This window comes from Arthrobacter sp. GCM10027362 (assembly GCF_042679445.1).
In the GTDB taxonomy this organism is placed as follows: domain Bacteria; phylum Actinomycetota; class Actinomycetes; order Actinomycetales; family Micrococcaceae; genus Crystallibacter.
In genome coordinates this window covers 21762-36716 of record NZ_JBHTML010000017.1, presented here as the reverse complement: position 1 = coordinate 36716, position 14955 = coordinate 21762, and the positions used below count along the sequence as shown (strand labels likewise).

Genomic DNA, 14955 nt, shown 5'->3' with positions numbered 1-14955 from the left:
GGACACCGCGCGGGAACTCGGCGGGGCCGCCGGCGGCCCGGTGCTGCCGCTGGTGGTGAACGCGGACTCCCTGGCCACCTGGTTCCTGCCGGTGCTGGGCCGGATCCCCCGGGACGCCGGCGCCTGCTTCGAGATCCACCGCGAGGACGAACAGCACTCCAGCGCCCTGCTGCGGGCCGGCCGGGTCATGGCGGCGGTGACCGCCGCCCCCGGGCCGGTCCAGGGCTGCAGCGTCGAGGCCCTCGGCTCGCTGCGCTACCGCGCCGTGGCCAGCCCGGATTTCCTCGAGCACTGGAGGCCCGCCGGTGCCGCGGGCGGCGGCTGGCTCGACGGCGTCCCGGTGGTCGATTTCGACCGCAAGGATGAGCTGCAGGACCGTTTCTTCCGGCAGCTGACCGGACGCAGCCTGGACGCGCCCCGGCACTATATTCCCGCCTCCGCCGAATTCGCCGGTGCCGTCCGGCTCGGCCTGGGCTGGGCGCTGCTGCCGGAGCAGCAGTGCCGGGCGGACCTGCGCAGCGGGGCGCTGCGCGAGATCGCCCCGGAAACGCCGGTGGACGTGCCGCTGTTCTGGCAGCGCTGGAAGATCGGCTCGCCGCTGCTGGACCTGCTCACCGATGCGGTGCGGACGGCGGCGGCGGACCAGCTGCGCCGGTGAGCCGCAGGCGCTTCTGCCGCCGCACGTGTGTGGTTTATGCCGCCGGGGCATAAGGTGGACGGGGACAATTGTGACGGAGGAATTTGATGCACGACCGCATCCGCGATGCCCGCATGCTCGAGCGCGTAATGTCCGCCGAACAGGCGGCCGAACTGATCCGGCCCGGCATGACGGTGGCCATGAGCGGCTTCACCGGGGCCGGCTATCCCAAGGCCGTCCCGCAGGCGCTGGCGGCCCGGATGGAATCGGCCCATGCCGCCGGGGACAAGTTCCGCATCCGGGTGCTGACCGGTGCCTCCACCGCCCCCGAACTCGACGGCGCGCTGGCCAAGGTGGACGGCATGGAACTGCGCCTGCCCTACCAGTCCGACCCGGCGCTGCGCGAGCGGATCAACGCCGGCGAGCTGGACTACCTCGACATCCATCTCAGCCACGTCGCCCAGCACACCTGGTTCGGTTTCTTCGGCGAGATCGACCTGGCGGTCATCGAAGTGGCCGGCGTGCTCGAGGACGGGCGGCTGATCCCCTCCTCCTCGGTGGGCAACAACAAGACCTGGCTGGAGCAGGCCGGAACGGTCATCCTCGAAGTCAACCGCTTCCAGCCGGCCGAGCTCGAAGGCATGCACGATGTCTACTACGGCACCGCCCTGCCCCCGCACCGGAAGCCGATCCCGCTGACCAGTCCCGAGGACCGGATCGGCGAGCCCTACCTGCGGGTGGACCCGGACAAGATCGCCGCCATCGTGGAAACCGACGCCCCGGACCGCAACTCGCCGTTCAATCCCCCGGACGAGGCCTCCCAGCAGATCGCCGGGCACCTGCTGGAGTTCCTCGGGCACGAGATCGGGCGCGGCCGGCTGACGGAGAAGCTGCTGCCGCTGCAGTCCGGCGTCGGCAACATCCCCAACGCCGTCCTCGAGGGACTGGCCGCCGGCGGCTACCGGGGCCTGACCGCCTACACCGAGGTCATCCAGGACGGGATGCTGAAGCTGATCAAGGACGGCGTGCTGAAGATGGCCTCCGCCACCTCCTTCTCGCTCAGCCGCGCCGGCGTGGACGAATTCAACGCCCACGTGGACTACTACCGGGAGCGCATCATCCTGCGCACGCAGGAGATCTCCAACCACCCGGAACTGGTCCGCCGGCTGGGCTGCATCGCCCTGAACGGGATGATCGAGGCCGACATCTACGGCAACATCAATTCCACCCATGTGGCCGGCAGCCGGATCATGAACGGCATCGGCGGGTCCGGGGACTTCGCCCGCAACGGCTACCTGTCGGTGTTCATGTCCCCCAGCACGGCCAAGGCCGGCCAGGTCTCCAGCATCGTCCCGATGGCCAGCCACGTGGACCACACCGAACACGACACGATGGTGGTGGTGACCGAGCAGGGCCTGGCGGACCTGCGCGGGCTGGCCCCGAAGCAGCGTGCCCGCAGCATCATCGAAAACTGCGCGCACCCGGACTACCGGCCGCTGCTGCAGGACTACTTCGACCGCGCCTGCCGCGACGGCTACGGCAGGCACACCCCGCACCTGCTCGGCGAGGCCCTGTCCTGGCACCAGCGGTTCGTGGAGACCGGCAGCATGCGCCCCGCCGGCTGACGCCCTACTGCCGCGCGGCCGCCTGCCGGCGCGGACGCACCGGGTGCTTGCTGACGATGGACACCCGGTTGAAGGCGTTCATGTTGATCGCCAGCCAGTTGACGGCGGAGAACTCGTCGTCGCTGAGCTGGGTGCGGGCCTCGGCCAGCTCGCGCTCCAGCTCGTGCGCCGCCGGCAGTTCCGTGACCGCTTCGGCCAGGGCCAGGGCGGCCCGCTCCTTGGGGGTGAACACCTCGGTGTCGCGCCAGGCCGGCAGCACCGCGAGCCGCTGCGCGGTTTCCCCGGCCGCCAGCGCGTCCGCCACGTGCAGGTCCAGGCAGTAGGCGCAGCCGTTGAGCTGGGATACCCGGACGTTGATCAGCTCGATCAGGATCCGGTTCAGCCCCACCGCCTCGGCGGCCTCCTTGGCCTTTAGCGCCAAGCCGTTCAGGCCGCGCCAGACCGCCGGATGCTGCTTGTCCAGGTACAGCTTGCCTCCGTGCAACGTTTCCAATCCGTCAACCTTCCTGCTCCGCCGGCCAGTCCACAATGTCGTCAAAGTCGTGGTGCTTGCGCAGCCAGGAGGCGATGTACGGGCACACCGGCACGATCCGGCGGCCGGCGTCCCGCACGTCGGACAGCGCGGACCGGGCCAGCTTCGAGGCCAGGCCCTGGCCGGCGTAGGCCCCGTCCACCTCGGTGTGGATAAAGACGACCTTGCCCCCGGCCGGCCGGTACTTGGTGAAGCCGACGACGGCATCCCCGTCCTCACCGCCGCGCAGCTCGTACCGGTGCCGCTCGGGGTTGTGGACGACCTCGATGGGCGCGGCGGGCGCGCCGGCTGCCTGCTCAGCCACGGGGACGCAGCCTTGCATTCGGCAGCACCGGGGCCGGCAGCGGATCCAGGGTGTTGCCGATGACGGCGCCGAACTGGCTGCCGTCCTCCGGCACCCCCGGCCCCACCGGCCGGGCCCCGATCTGGGCCTGCCAGTTGGCCCGGTACCGGACGATCTCCTCGTGCGAGCGGCCGATGAAGTTCCACCACATCACGATGGTCTCCCCCAGCGGCTCCCCGCCCAGCAGCAGCACCCGCACCGGTTCGGCGGCGGACAGCACGATTTCGTCCTCGCCCGGGGGCAGGAAGCCCAGTTCCCCGCGGCCGACCTGCCGGCCGTTGACCGCCGGCGTGCCCGAATCCACCAGCACGCCGTGTTCGAAGGCCGGGTCCAGGGCCAGCCGGACGGTGGCGCCGGCGTCGATCAGCAGTTCGGCCCCGAGCACGGGCGAGAAGGTGCGCACCGGCGAGGTGCTGCCGGCCAGGGACCCGAGGAAGACCCGCAGTTCGAAGCCCCCGCCCGCCACCGCGGGCGGGGCGTAGTATTCGAAGCCCGGATCGGCGAACCGCTCCCCGCCGGGCAGCGCCAGCCACAGCTGGGCGCCGTGGAGCACCGAGGTCGCCGGGGTGGACACCTCGGAGTGGCTGATCCCGCGGCCGGCGGTCATCAGGTTCAGCTCGCCCGGGCGGACCATCGCGTGGTTGCCGGCGCTGTCCCGGTGCTCGATCTCGCCGGTGAACAGCCAGCTGACCGTCTGCAGCCCGGTGTGCGGGTGCGGGGCCACGCGCAGGCCGCCGGTGAGCGAGACATCGTCCGGGCCGTAGTGGTCCACGAAGCACCAGGCCCCGATCAGGGACCGTTCCCGCTGCGGCAGGGTCCGCCGCACGGTCATGGCCCGCGGCCCGCCAAGCGGCACCTCGCGCGGGGCCAGGACCTGCACGGCGGTGCGGGTCAGCACGTTGCCCGCCTCCGTGCAGGTCACTTCGGGCGGGTGGGGATCGAGATTGCTCATGCGCACCTCACAGGGTTCGAAGCTCCTGTGCCGAGTCTATGCCCGATTCACCGGAATGTACCGGGCAGCAGCCGCCCGGCCTGCCGGCGGCCCGTCACCGGCCTGCCGGCTGCCAGCCGAACGACGGCGCCATCTCCCGGGCGATCGTCTCCAGCAGCCGCGCGTTGTAGTCGACCCCGAGCTGGTTGGGGACCGTGAGCAGGACGGTGTCCGCGGCCTGGACCGCCGCGTCCCTGGCCAGCTCCCCGGCCAGGACGTCCGGCTCGCCGGTGTAGGTGCGGCCGAACCGGGCGGCCACGCCTTCCAGGTAGCCGACCTGGTCCTCCTCGCCCTGCCGGCTGCCGAAGTACAGCAGGTCCTCGGAGCTGGTGATCGGGATGACGCTGCGGCTGACCGAGACCCGCGGCTGCCGCTCCCAGCCGGCCTGCCGCCAGGCCTCCCGGTAGACGGCGATCTGCTCGGCCTGCAGGTCCCCGAAGGGCACGCCGGTGTCCTCGCTCAGCAGGGTCGAGCTCATCAGGTTCATGCCCTGTTCGGCGGTCCACCGGGCGCTCCGGCGCGTGCCCGACCCCCACCAGATCCGCTCCGGCAGCCCCGGGGACTGCGGCTGGATCGCCAGCGCACCGGTGCTGCCGGTCATCTGCGGGTCGGCGCGGGCCACGACGGCGCCGGCGATGGCGGCGCGCAACAGGCGGGTGTGCTCCCGGGCCAGGTCCGCGTCGGTCTGTCCCTCACGCGGAACGAAGCCGAAGGCCTCGGAGCCGTGCAGGGCCGGCTCCGGGGATCCGCGGCTGATGCCCAGCTGCAGCCGTCCGCCGCTGATCAGGTCCGTGGCGGCGGCCTCCTCTGCGGTGTAGAGGGGATTTTCATAACGCATGTCGACCACCGCCGTCCCCACCTCGATCCGGCTGGTGCGCGCCGCCATGGCCGCCAGCAGCGGGAACGGCGAGGCCAGCTGCCGGGCAAAGTGGTGCACCCGCACGTACGCGCCGTCAATGCCGATCTCCTCGGCGGCCACCGCCAGCTCGATGCTCTGCAGCAGGGCATCCGCCGCCGTCCGCACGCGGGAGCCCGGCACCGCCTGCCAGTGTCCAAAGGAGAGGAAACCGATGCGCTTGCGGTGCGGTGCCGGCTCCGGTTCCGGTTCTGGTGCCATCGGGTGCATCCGCCTTCCGGGATCCGGACCCGGTCCGGACAGTATTTCCAGACACCAGTCTGGCTGATGCCGTCAAGTTCGGCTGGGACCGCCCCGGAACCGCCCCGGTTTTCCGCTGCGTTTCCGGGGGGTGCCGGGCACCTTCACCTCGGTTTCGCCGGATCCGCCGCCGGTGGCCTTCCCGACGGCCAGGAACTCCTTCATCTTCGACAAGCTGCGCACGGCACGCTCGCTTGCCGCCAACATCCTCGCCCACGACCAGGAGGCGCTGTGCCGGCGCCCCCATGCTCGACGGCGGCGTCGTGCCCCGCGCCCAGGTGCTGCGCTCAGGGATCGAGCAGCCGGCCGCCGGGCTGGGCGGCGTGGCGCCCTACGCCCGGGTGGAGACGCCTTCGTGGCCTGGATCGGCCGGGCGTTCGGCGCCACCGACGAGGACAAGGCCATGTACCGCAGGCGCCCGACCGGTGCCCGCGAGCGCGGCTGGTCGCTGCCCCCCCCCCCCCCCCCCCCGATGCCCGGGCCGGCGCGAATCGGTGGCGGACGCGGTGGTGGATTACGGCCAGGGTACTCCCCTGCCGGCCCGCCAGCGGAACTGAGCCAGCGGGGTCTTCCCGGCACTTCAACATCGACCGCCTGGACCCGGACAAGAAGTACGACATCGCCGCGATCACCACGCCCGTCCTCGAGGCCGGGGGCCGTCCGCAGCCGGTCCTGCGCCTGCGCTACCGCCGGCCCACGGCATCGGCGTGCTGGCGCCGGCCCGGGCGAACGGACGCGCTCCTTCGCCGACCAGGCGGCGCGTCTGCTGGCCACGCAGGCCTTCGCCCGGCCAAAATACGGCAGGTCCCGGCACTGTGCCGGGGACCTGCCGCTCGCACACCGAGGGCTTCGGCCATGGCCGGAGCGGACCGGCGGGTTCCCCTGGCCGGGGCAGCTTTTCCGACGCCTGTTTGTACGTAAGCGTTTGTGCGCAAGCGGGGAAACAAGAGGCCCCCACGACCCATGTCGGCGATGGGGGTGGACACGGTGGCGCCCTGCCAGGCCTCAAAACAGGGACGAAGGCTTCGAGTGCGTGTTGTTTTCCTTCAGCCGCAATTCCCGTCATGCAGACGCGCCCGCGGGCCGAGGCGGCGGAAATGTTCCGGGCCGCCAGGGCCTTCAGAAGGGAACACCGCCGGCCGGGAATGGCCGTGCCGGATACGTTCTGCTCACCGAAGCCACCCGGCGCCTGATGCCCAAACCCTCGGACGAACCCGAGGCCGCATACCCGCAGTGAAGAGGGGCACCGATACCAGGCGGTTCCGGCCGCCCCGCTCACCTCGTCCGACGGTGCCGATGGACAACCGGCCGCGGTTCGTCCCCGGGGCCCGGGGACGTTCCACTGCAGCAGGCCCCGTTCCCGACGCAGAACCTTCCCCGGCGCATGCCCCGATGCCACCGTGCCCGGCGGCGGCCGGTATTCGCCTGCGGCCGCAGGCTCCACAGCATCGTCCGTGACGCCGCGGACGATGCACCCCCGCTGCGACCCGGTGAGAATGCCATGGAAGATGGCTTGGGCCGCGGGGGAAGGACTGCGGTTCGGTGCCCGGTCAGGCAGATAATGAATGCACGGCACGTTCCGCGCCGACCGCCGTCCAGGACTTGGGAAACCGGCGCCATTCCGGCTCCAACTCTTCGGCCGGCTCTTCCCGAACCGGGTTCCGGCCCGGTTGCTACATGGGGCGGGTGTTCTCTGCCTGCGGGCCCTTCCGGTTTCACCTGGTGCGACGAAGTGCCGACGTGACCTGGGCAACACCCCGCCTCGCTCCGCGAGGACATTCCGCGAGAGGCGCCACGACAGCTGCCAGCACATTCCGGGTTGGCTTCAGGGGACGGACGCGGGCAGGTCGCGGATCGAATCCGACACGGAAAACGCTGTTGGCTTCAGAAGGGGCACACCTGTGTGATGCAGTAACAAAGGCGCTAACCCAGGCACCCGCCTTATCGAGGCACACCTTTCTGCAGGGAGCCGGGACACTGGCCGTAGCCGCGGGCCTGGCAGGGGCGGGAGTGCCGGCTGCCGCGGCCTCCCCCGCGGCGGCTGCCGGCTGCCGGCACCGGACCAGGCTTGTCCTGCTGGGCACAACAGGAGGCCCGGCCGTGATGACCGATCAGCGGTACGGCATGTGCACCGCTGTAGTTTACGAGGACAAGGTCTATCTGGTGGATTTTGGCCACGGATCACACATGCGCCTGCTGCAGGCGGGACTGGGTTCAGGTGCCTTCGGCGGCCCGTCCCTGGCGCAGGTCCGGGGCATCTTCTTCCCATCTGCACAGCGACCACATCGTCGAATGGCCTGCAATCCACTCCACCGGGGGCATGAACATTGCCGGGCGCACCATCCCGGGACCCATCGAAGTCTTCGGCCCCGGCAACCGGGGCAGCCTGGTCCGGGTGTTCCCGCCCGGACGCCCGGAACCTGCGGTGTTCAACCCGCAGGACCCCACTCCCGGTACCACGGGCATGACGGGTTACCTGCGCCAGGCGTTCGCCGCGGACTTCAACGACCGCGCCCGGGACAGCAACTTCGGCACCCCGGATGGGGTGTTCAAAGTCCACCACATCGACATCTCCCCCTACTGGGCGGTGACCTCCGAGGGCATCCCGCCCCGGCTCACGGCCCCGATCGAGGTCTGGCACGACGGGGACGTGAAGATCCCAGCCACGCTGGTGGACCACCGCCCGACCGCTCCCGCCTTCGCCTAGCGCTTCGACACTCCGGACGGGTCGGTGGTGGTCTCCGGGGACACCGGCGTGAGTGCGAACCTCATCGATTTGGCCCGCGGCTGCGACTACCTGGTCCACGAGGTCATCGACCCGCAGTTCGCCGAGAAACTGACCGCCGGCCTGCCTCCGGAGATCGGCGGACCGCTGAAGCAGCATCTGCTTCAGTCCCACACGACCATTGAGCAGGTGGGCCGGGACGTGGCTGACCCCGCCGGAGCAAAGAACCTGGTCCTCTCGCACCTCGTCCCGTCCAACAACTCCGTCCATGGCTGGCGGCAGGCCCGGAAGGGCTACAGCGGCAAGCTGATCATCGGCGAGGACCTCATGCAGCTGGGCCCGGGCACGAAGCAGAGGTGACCTCCGGGAGTGGAACGGGCCCGGCCCCTGTTGTCCGTCCGCCCGTCTGCGCCCGTCGATAGCCAGGGCTTTGCGAAGATGATGGTGATGATAGGGATTCCGGGTGCCCATCTGAGCCACGTCCAAGGGATCCGCACAGGCCAAAACGAAGCAGAGAAACAGCGATGAGCATCACGTTTGTGAACGCCGCCGAGACGCGGGAGAGGGTGGGCATGCCCACGGCCGTCGATGCGGTGCGTGAGGCCTTTCGCGACTATGCCGCGGGACGCTTCATATCGCCGGTACGCACGGCTTTCGGCAACGGCCAGGTGCTTGTCATGCCCGTTTACCACATCCCGAGCGCTTCGGCGGCGGTCAAGACGCTGCAGGTCCGGCTCGACCGGACGCCGGCAATCACCGGCGTCATTGTCTGGACCGACGCCGAAGGCGAGGTCGTCATGGATGCCTCCGAGATCACCGCCATACGCACCGGAGCGGCCGCCGGCGTGGCAACGGACCTGCTGGCCCCCGTCGACAGCCGCCGGATGGTAATGATCGGCGCGGGAGCACAGGCCTTCGACCAGGTCGCAGCCGTCCTCGCCGTGAGGAACCTTGAACATCTGACGGTGATAAGCCGGACGGGCAGCAGCGCCGAACGGCTGGCCGAAGCGGTGCGGAAGACGTGGCCGGGGCTTGGGGTCGATACTGCTTCCGATCCGGGCCCGGCGCTTCGCCGAGCGGACATCGTCAGCTGCGCCACCTCCTCAAGCACGCCCGTGTTCAATGCCTCCGACCTGCCGGAGCGCGTCCACGTCAACGGCATCGGCTCGTACACGCCCTCCATGCGCGAAATACCGCAGGAGGCGTTGCTGGGTGCACGTGTGGTGGTCGACAGCCTTGAGGCCGCCCTGAAAGAGGCCGGCGAACTCATTGGCGCCGTCGGCGCCGGTGTCCTGGACCCGCAAAGCATCCAGGAGCTGGGCACCGCCCTGGACACCCCGGCCGGGGGTACACGGACGGTCTTCAAATCGGTGGGGTTGGCGCTCCAGGACTGGGCACTGGCCGGACTCGTCGCCCGGTCGGTCCGTACACCGGAAGCTGCGGCCCCACCGGGATAGGGTTCACGACACCGGAACCGGACTTCCAGCCGCCTGAAAACCTCGGCCCCGTGAGCCATATCCGGGCAGTTCCGTCCCTGTACCGCTTCGTACTCAACGACCCCAGGTGCAGAAGACCAAGCGGCTCCCTTCCTCGCAGCATCCCTTAGACTGCAGCAGCAGATGGTCCGACGGCAACGTATGTCCGTGGGAGACGCTGGAAGCCACGGTGCTTGAAGGGCACCCGCGGCCATCCCGCAGCAGCTTTCCCGATCTCCCACGATGCGGCTACAAGGAGTCCGGATCTCCCTGTTCGGCTTTTCTGGACTCAAGGAAACGGGCTATGGCAGAGCGTGGAGCCGGGTCAGCGAAGGCCGTGGCGGCAATGTAAACGCTCGGTTCAATACTGGGAGAGAAGCCGTGGCGGATCCAGCCGTTGACGATCTTCTTTTGCAGGGTGACTCCGATCCGTGGAAGCCTGCAAAGTTCTTTCGCCATGTCGAGGGCACGCGGAGCAGATTGGTCCTCGCTGACAACTTCATGCACCAAACCCAGTTTCAATGCCTCGGAGGCGGCGATTTGATCAAGACGGAACAGCATTCGGCGAGCCGTGCCCAGGCCGACGATCTGCGGTAACAGCGCGGCCTGCACGGGCGCCGGAACGCCGTTTCGGACTTCAGGCTGGCCGAAGAACGCCCCCTCACCCGCTACCACGAGGTCGCAACAGCAGACGAGGACGCACCCCGCTCCAAGAGCTGCCCCGTTAACAGCGGCGACGACCGGGGCAGAGGAAGTCAATACAGCCTCAAATAGCCTTGCCTCCTCCGTCAGCATGTCAACTGCGGCCGGGACATCAAAATTTTTCATTTCGGCAATGTCGGTCCCCGCGCAAAAACTCTTGGAATCACCCTGCGTGAGCACAATGGCCCGCGAGCCGTTAGCGTTCGCATGGTCAATCTCGTTGGCGAGACGATGTTTGTCCTGTTGTCTAAGGGCATTCCGACTCCGAGGACGCGAAATGATGAGCTCGGTCACCTCAGCATGTTGAACCACTTTGATGCCATCGGCAATCGGAACGGCCATCATTCCTCATTCCTCTTTTTGGCGTTGGTGCTCTCCTCTACGGAATGGGCAAGATATGCGGCGGCGACGTCCGGGCGCGACAGAAGCGCTTCCGCGTTATCTTCGATGACCACCGATCCCAAACGAAGCACGAACCCGCGGTCGGCGATTTCGAGCGCACCTTCTGCGTTTTGCTCGGCCAGCAAGATAGAGAGTCGCCACTGGCTGCGAAGGCGGGCAAGAGTCGCAAAAACATCTTCTACAACCTGCGGTGCCAGGCCCAGGGACGGTTCATCCAGCAGCAGAACTGACGGCCGGGACATCAGGGATCTTCCAAGCGCGACCATCTGCTGTTGGCCGCCGCTCAAGTCGCCTGCCGCCTTCTCCAACTTGGGTTCGAGCGCTGGGAAGATGGCCAGGACTTCGTCCAGTCGTGTTTGAAGCTGCCGCGCCCCTCCCTTCCGTTCGGCCGCATGCAGTCCAAGGCGAAGGTTCTGCCGAACGGTCAACGGGGCAAACAGGCGACGGCCCTCGGGAACAAGGGATAACCCCAACGCCGGCCTCCGGTGAGCCGCAATGTTCTTCATCGCTCTGCCATCCAACGCGATGCTCCCGGAAGTGCTCGGAATCAGTCCCGCTATGCAGTTGAGCAGCGTGGACTTACCTGCGCCGTTGGCCCCGAGGAGGGCAACTATCTCTCCCTGCTGGACGGAGAGCGAGACGTCGCGCAGGGCGACGAAGTCACGGTAGGAAACAGTTAGCGAGTCGATCCTGAGGATGTCATCCATGCTCGACTCCGTTCAGCTCAGGCATGGAAAGGCGCACACCGACGTAAGGGAAATTCACGACCTGGTTGACCGCTAGATGCCCCCCGATGCTCATCGCCATATATGCCTCGTGTGGCTCCATCCCCAATGCCGACACCAGATAGCTGCACATACGCTCGATCGCGGCCTTCGAAGCGGCGTCCAGGGTACGGCCGTGCGCCAATACGAAGCGGCGACCGTTCGAAATGACTTGGGGCCCTTCGGCCGCCTTCCCACGCTCGAGCCGGATCCGGATGGTGCCTTCCAGGGGGCATTCAACTGCAGTCGTGCACAGCTCACCGTCCCCCTGCACGGCATGCCCGTCGCCAAAAGAAAGACAGGCGCCGTCGACGAAAACGGGCAGCCTGACCCGCGCCCCGGAACCGATCAGCCGGCAGTCGAGGTTTCCCCCATAGTCCCTTGGCGCGACAGTGCTGAATTCACCTTGCGCCGGCGCCGTACCGATCATCCCCAGCATGGGAGACACTGCAATCTCGTATGGGCCGATCCGTACGGAGCCGCTGAGCATCGCGTTGAAATCGACCTTCTTCAAATACCCTGAGTCGGGTAAAGCTGCCGGCCGGTGGTAGTCGAAGCCGCACCACGCCGGCCAAATCATGAGCCAGCCGTTCCCTGCCACGCCCAGATCCAGAATGTCAATCTCCAGGCAATCGCCCGGGCGGGCATCCTCAACGTAGATCGGGCCAGTGAGCGGCGCCACATGCGACATGTCCACGGGAAGCTCGGTGGCGAATATGGGTCCATCCGCCAGGTGCGAAAGCTGACCATCGAAACCGTCACGGGTAGAAAAACGGACCACGTCTCCCGAGGCGATCCGCAGCCGCGGCTCGTGCCGGGCGCTCCAGGTGTAGTGGCAGGCCTCGGAGCTTAGCTCGTGCTTCACGGAAGCCACTCTTTCAACGTCTTGGAGGCGCCGCGCCGGCCCAAATAGGCCTCCAGCACGGCGGGATTCGTTTGGACGTGGCTGGGCGTCCCATCCGCGATTACCTGTCCCTGGTTCAGGACCACAACATGGTCGGCAACGCCCATAACCAACGACATATCGTGGTCCACCAAGAGCAGGCCGAGGCCTTGGCTTCGCAGATCGGAAAGCCGGGCGCGAAGGAACTCCGTCTCGGACGAGTTCAGTCCCGCACCCGGTTCATCGAGCAGCACTACCTTCGGCCTGCTCGCAATCGCCCGTGCAACTCCGATCAGTCTCGCTTCACCCGTCGTGACCTGGCTGCCCCGGACCCCAGCACGGCGTTCAAGACCCACAAACGTGAGCGCTTTCATCGCAGCATCCCGGAGCGATGTCTCCTCACGCCGTGTAATCGGGCCACCCACAAGCGCCGCCGCAAGCCCGTGGCGGCCGAGAACATGGGTCCCAATCAGGACGTTTTCAAGCAGGGTGTAATCCGAAAGTATTCTGGGGTGCTGGAAACTCCGGCCGATACCCAGGCTCGCTCGCTGATAGGCGGCACGATGGGTGAGGTCTTCGTCCTGCAGCGTAACGGTTCCGCTATCCATGGCCAGGCTTCCGGAAATCACATTGAGCAGGGTGCTCTTCCCCGAACCGTTTGGACCTATCAGGCCAACGACCTGGGCAGCCCTTATAGATAAAGAGACCTGGTCCAGCGCCCGTATACCACCGAACGACTTCGTAATGCCGGATGCGCCGAGAACGGCTTCCGCACTCACTGATGCACCTCCCTGTTCCTAACCCTGGAGACGACCGGCAAGCGCCGCGAAATCGACTGGAGGCTTCGAAAAATACCCACAAGGCCGGCCGGGAAAAAGACAATCACAATGACAATCCAGAATCCGTAAATCAGGAAGCTGAGATCGCCGAAGTTAAACAGCAACTGTGTGACAAGCGTCACGGCTACGGCCCCTAAAATGGCGCCGAAGTTGCTTGCCAGTCCGCCGATCACCACCATCGAAAGGATAAGTATCGACTGATTTATGTCGAAGGTAACAGGACTGATGAAAAGGATCTGATGGGCGTAAAGGGCTCCGGCCAAGCCGGCCATGCTCGCACTGAGCACGAACACCGTCACTTTATAGTGCGCGGGGTTCACCCCGACCGCCCTGGCCTCCGTCTCGTCATGCCGGACGATCAGCAGGGCACGTCCGAATCGCGACCCAACGACGCGGGCGGAAACGATGGTACAGAGAATGGCGAGAACCAGTATCAACTGAGTGTAATTTGCGTCAGACTCGAAGCCGCGCGGGCGTACGATTCCAAAAACACCGACGGTGCCGTTAGTAATCGCGCTGGCATGCGTAAAAAACTGGGATATTGCAACCTGCAGCGCCAGGGTCGCAATTGCAAGGTAATGCCCGGTAAGCCGCAGGGTAGGCCTCCCTGCCAGGTATGCAATAAAACCTGCTGCGAACATGCCCGCGAGAACCGCAAGCCCGAAGGAGACCTGTGCTCGGGACGTCAGCAATGCCGCGGTATACGCTCCGATCCCGTAGAAGGCTCCGTGCGCGAAGCTCATCTGGCCCGTATATCCGTACAGGAGCCCCAGGGAGAGCGAAAGGATAACCGCGATCCCGATGCTCCCCAGAATCAGTATGTAATAGGGACTCGATATGACTTGAGGGAGTGCTACCACGATGGCAGCGACTGCCAAGAGACAAACGGGCTTGCGCCAACTGCTCGCCCGGATGGATCGTGCGGGCGAAAAGGTTCCTCCCGCCGGCAGCGCGCCCTGATTCTCTGCCCGTGTTCCAAAGGGTCTCATCATGATGTCGCGGCCGCCTGCCTTTCCGCAAATAGCCCCGACGGCTTGAGCAAAAGAACCAGGATAATCAAACCGAAGGTCCCCATGCTCGCCCAGTTGGGGCTGGCATACCCCGCGAGAAATATCTGGCAAAGGCCCACGGCGAGCCCTCCCATCACGGCGCCCGGCCAGCTGCCCAGGCCTCCGATTACGGCGCCGGCAAAACCGGCTATTGCGTAATCAAGACCGGCAAAGGGACTGGCGTAGGACAGCGGGGCGATCAGGAGGCCTGCCAGCCCCGCGAGTCCGCCTCCAAGAATGAAGCTGGTCGCCGTAACCGACGAGACATTTATACCGACCAATTTCGAGCCTGTTGGTTCATATGCAACAGCCCGCATTACAAGCCCCACTGCTGTTCTGGTATAGGTCCACCATAGAACTCCGAGCACAACCGCAACCACCGCGATAATCACGAAGGTCTGTGGAACAATAGACGCTCCGGCGATCACGAGCGGCGTGGTACCGAACGGGGCATGCACAGGACGGCCTTCCTTGCCAAAAACAAGCTGCGCCACGATGCGTAGAACGATGCTGAACCCCAGCGTCCCAATCACGATGGCAATGAGGGAGGCTTTTCTCCGAAGAAGCGGCATTGCAATTGCAAAGTAGGATGAGCCGCAGAGGGCCGCCGTGATGACGACTGTCAGGAGGACCGTTAGATAGTACGGTACGCCAAGCTCCACATTGAGGGCCCATGACAGCATTCCGCCTACCATCATGAGCTCGCCCTGGGCAAAGTTCAGCACATTTGACGATGCGTAGATAACATTGATCGACAAGGCCAGCAACGCATAGGCTGACCCGAAGCTGACCCCCACTATCAAGTACACCAGGAACTGTTGCACCGGCTCAA

At 66.6% G+C, this 14955-nt stretch carries 16 protein-coding genes; 6 read left to right on the top strand and 10 right to left on the bottom strand.

Annotation, left to right across the window (positions count from 1 at the left end):
• Both ACFQ36_RS05135 and ACFQ36_RS05130 read left to right on the top strand, forming a co-directional pair.
• On the top strand, positions 1-658 hold a 658-nt coding region (locus ACFQ36_RS05135; RefSeq protein WP_377011285.1), incomplete at its 5' end, for an ArgP/LysG family DNA-binding transcriptional regulator.
• An 86-nt stretch (positions 659-744) separates the two neighbouring features.
• Positions 745-2262 carry an acetyl-CoA hydrolase/transferase family protein gene (locus tag ACFQ36_RS05130; protein ID WP_377011283.1) on the top strand — a complete coding sequence of 506 codons (1518 nt, stop codon included), beginning with the start codon at positions 745-747 and terminating at the stop codon, positions 2260-2262.
• 4 nt (positions 2263-2266) lie between these two features.
• Here the strand turns inward: ACFQ36_RS05130 and ACFQ36_RS05125 are convergent, their stop codons facing one another.
• From ACFQ36_RS05125 to ACFQ36_RS05110, 4 genes are all read right to left on the bottom strand, one after another.
• On the bottom strand, positions 2267-2755 hold the full coding sequence (locus tag ACFQ36_RS05125; RefSeq protein ID WP_377011281.1) for a carboxymuconolactone decarboxylase family protein: 489 nt from the start codon (positions 2753-2755) through the stop codon (positions 2267-2269).
• Positions 2756-2759: 4 nt separating this feature from the next.
• Positions 2760-3098, bottom strand: coding sequence for a GNAT family N-acetyltransferase (locus ACFQ36_RS05120; protein ID WP_377011279.1), 339 nt, complete (start codon positions 3096-3098; stop codon positions 2760-2762).
• Positions 3091-4089, bottom strand: a complete 999-nt coding sequence (locus ACFQ36_RS05115) for a pirin family protein (protein WP_377011277.1) — start codon at positions 4087-4089, stop codon at positions 3091-3093. Before ACFQ36_RS05115 ends, ACFQ36_RS05120 begins: the two co-directional genes overlap by 8 nt.
• A 94-nt stretch (positions 4090-4183) precedes the next feature.
• Positions 4184-5245 (bottom strand): LLM class flavin-dependent oxidoreductase, encoded by a 1062-nt coding sequence (locus tag ACFQ36_RS05110; protein ID WP_377011275.1) that lies wholly within the window; start codon positions 5243-5245, stop codon positions 4184-4186.
• 130 nt (positions 5246-5375) lie between these two features.
• On the opposite strand from ACFQ36_RS05110, the gene ACFQ36_RS05105 reads away from it, so the two are divergent.
• The 4 genes from ACFQ36_RS05105 (at position 5376) to ACFQ36_RS05090 (ending at position 9466) form a co-directional block, all read left to right on the top strand.
• Positions 5376-6521, top strand: coding sequence for a flavin reductase family protein (locus tag ACFQ36_RS05105; RefSeq protein WP_377011273.1), 1146 nt, complete (start codon positions 5376-5378; stop codon positions 6519-6521).
• A 981-nt stretch (positions 6522-7502) separates the two neighbouring features.
• Positions 7503-7991, top strand: coding sequence for a hypothetical protein (locus ACFQ36_RS05100; RefSeq protein WP_377011271.1), 489 nt, complete (start codon positions 7503-7505; stop codon positions 7989-7991).
• A 48-nt stretch (positions 7992-8039) separates the two neighbouring features.
• Complete coding sequence (locus ACFQ36_RS05095) at positions 8040-8369, top strand: MBL fold metallo-hydrolase (protein WP_377011270.1); 330 nt, start codon at positions 8040-8042, stop codon at positions 8367-8369.
• A gap of 164 nt (positions 8370-8533) precedes the next feature.
• The gene (locus tag ACFQ36_RS05090; protein WP_377011268.1) at positions 8534-9466 is read left to right on the top strand and encodes an ornithine cyclodeaminase family protein; all 933 of its coding nucleotides are present in this window, start codon (positions 8534-8536) and stop codon (positions 9464-9466) included.
• A 267-nt stretch (positions 9467-9733) separates the two neighbouring features.
• Here ACFQ36_RS05090 and ACFQ36_RS05085 read toward each other — a convergent pair whose 3' ends face one another.
• The 6 genes from ACFQ36_RS05085 to ACFQ36_RS05060 are packed head-to-tail and all read right to left on the bottom strand — an operon-like array spanning position 9734 to position 14947.
• Complete coding sequence (locus ACFQ36_RS05085) at positions 9734-10531, bottom strand: enoyl-CoA hydratase/isomerase family protein (RefSeq protein ID WP_377011267.1); 798 nt, start codon at positions 10529-10531, stop codon at positions 9734-9736.
• On the bottom strand, positions 10528-11295 hold the full coding sequence (locus tag ACFQ36_RS05080; protein ID WP_377011266.1) for an ABC transporter ATP-binding protein: 768 nt from the start codon (positions 11293-11295) through the stop codon (positions 10528-10530). The genes ACFQ36_RS05085 and ACFQ36_RS05080 overlap by 4 nt, the downstream gene beginning before the upstream one ends.
• Positions 11288-12217 (bottom strand): acetamidase/formamidase family protein, encoded by a 930-nt coding sequence (locus ACFQ36_RS05075; protein ID WP_377011264.1) that lies wholly within the window; start codon positions 12215-12217, stop codon positions 11288-11290. The genes ACFQ36_RS05080 and ACFQ36_RS05075 overlap by 8 nt, the downstream gene beginning before the upstream one ends.
• On the bottom strand, positions 12214-13014 hold the full coding sequence (locus ACFQ36_RS05070) for an ABC transporter ATP-binding protein (RefSeq protein WP_377011262.1): 801 nt from the start codon (positions 13012-13014) through the stop codon (positions 12214-12216). The genes ACFQ36_RS05075 and ACFQ36_RS05070 overlap by 4 nt, the downstream gene beginning before the upstream one ends.
• Positions 13011-14063, bottom strand: a complete 1053-nt coding sequence (locus ACFQ36_RS05065) for a branched-chain amino acid ABC transporter permease (protein WP_377011289.1) — start codon at positions 14061-14063, stop codon at positions 13011-13013. The genes ACFQ36_RS05070 and ACFQ36_RS05065 overlap by 4 nt, the downstream gene beginning before the upstream one ends.
• The gene (locus tag ACFQ36_RS05060) at positions 14063-14947 is read right to left on the bottom strand and encodes a branched-chain amino acid ABC transporter permease (RefSeq protein WP_377011260.1); all 885 of its coding nucleotides are present in this window, start codon (positions 14945-14947) and stop codon (positions 14063-14065) included. Before ACFQ36_RS05060 ends, ACFQ36_RS05065 begins: the two co-directional genes overlap by 1 nt.
• Between the last annotated feature and the right edge of the window lie 8 nt (positions 14948-14955).

Bases quoted from the DNA above. Each gene is read 5' to 3' on its own strand.
- ACFQ36_RS05065 (WP_377011289.1), bottom strand. From the start codon at position 14,063: ATGAGACCCTTTGGAACACGGGCAGAGAATCAGGGCGCGCTGCCGGCG.
- ACFQ36_RS05080 (WP_377011266.1), bottom strand. From the start codon at position 11,295: ATGGATGACATCCTCAGGATCGACTCGCTAACTGTTTCCTACCGTGAC.
- ACFQ36_RS05085 (WP_377011267.1), bottom strand. From the start codon at position 10,531: ATGATGGCCGTTCCGATTGCCGATGGCATCAAAGTGGTTCAACATGCT.
- ACFQ36_RS05090 (WP_377011268.1), top strand. From the start codon at position 8,534: ATGAGCATCACGTTTGTGAACGCCGCCGAGACGCGGGAGAGGGTGGGC.
- ACFQ36_RS05115 (WP_377011277.1), bottom strand. From the start codon at position 4,089: ATGAGCAATCTCGATCCCCACCCGCCCGAAGTGACCTGCACGGAGGCG.
- ACFQ36_RS05110 (WP_377011275.1), bottom strand. From the start codon at position 5,245: ATGGCACCAGAACCGGAACCGGAGCCGGCACCGCACCGCAAGCGCATC.
- ACFQ36_RS05130 (WP_377011283.1), top strand. From the start codon at position 745: ATGCACGACCGCATCCGCGATGCCCGCATGCTCGAGCGCGTAATGTCC.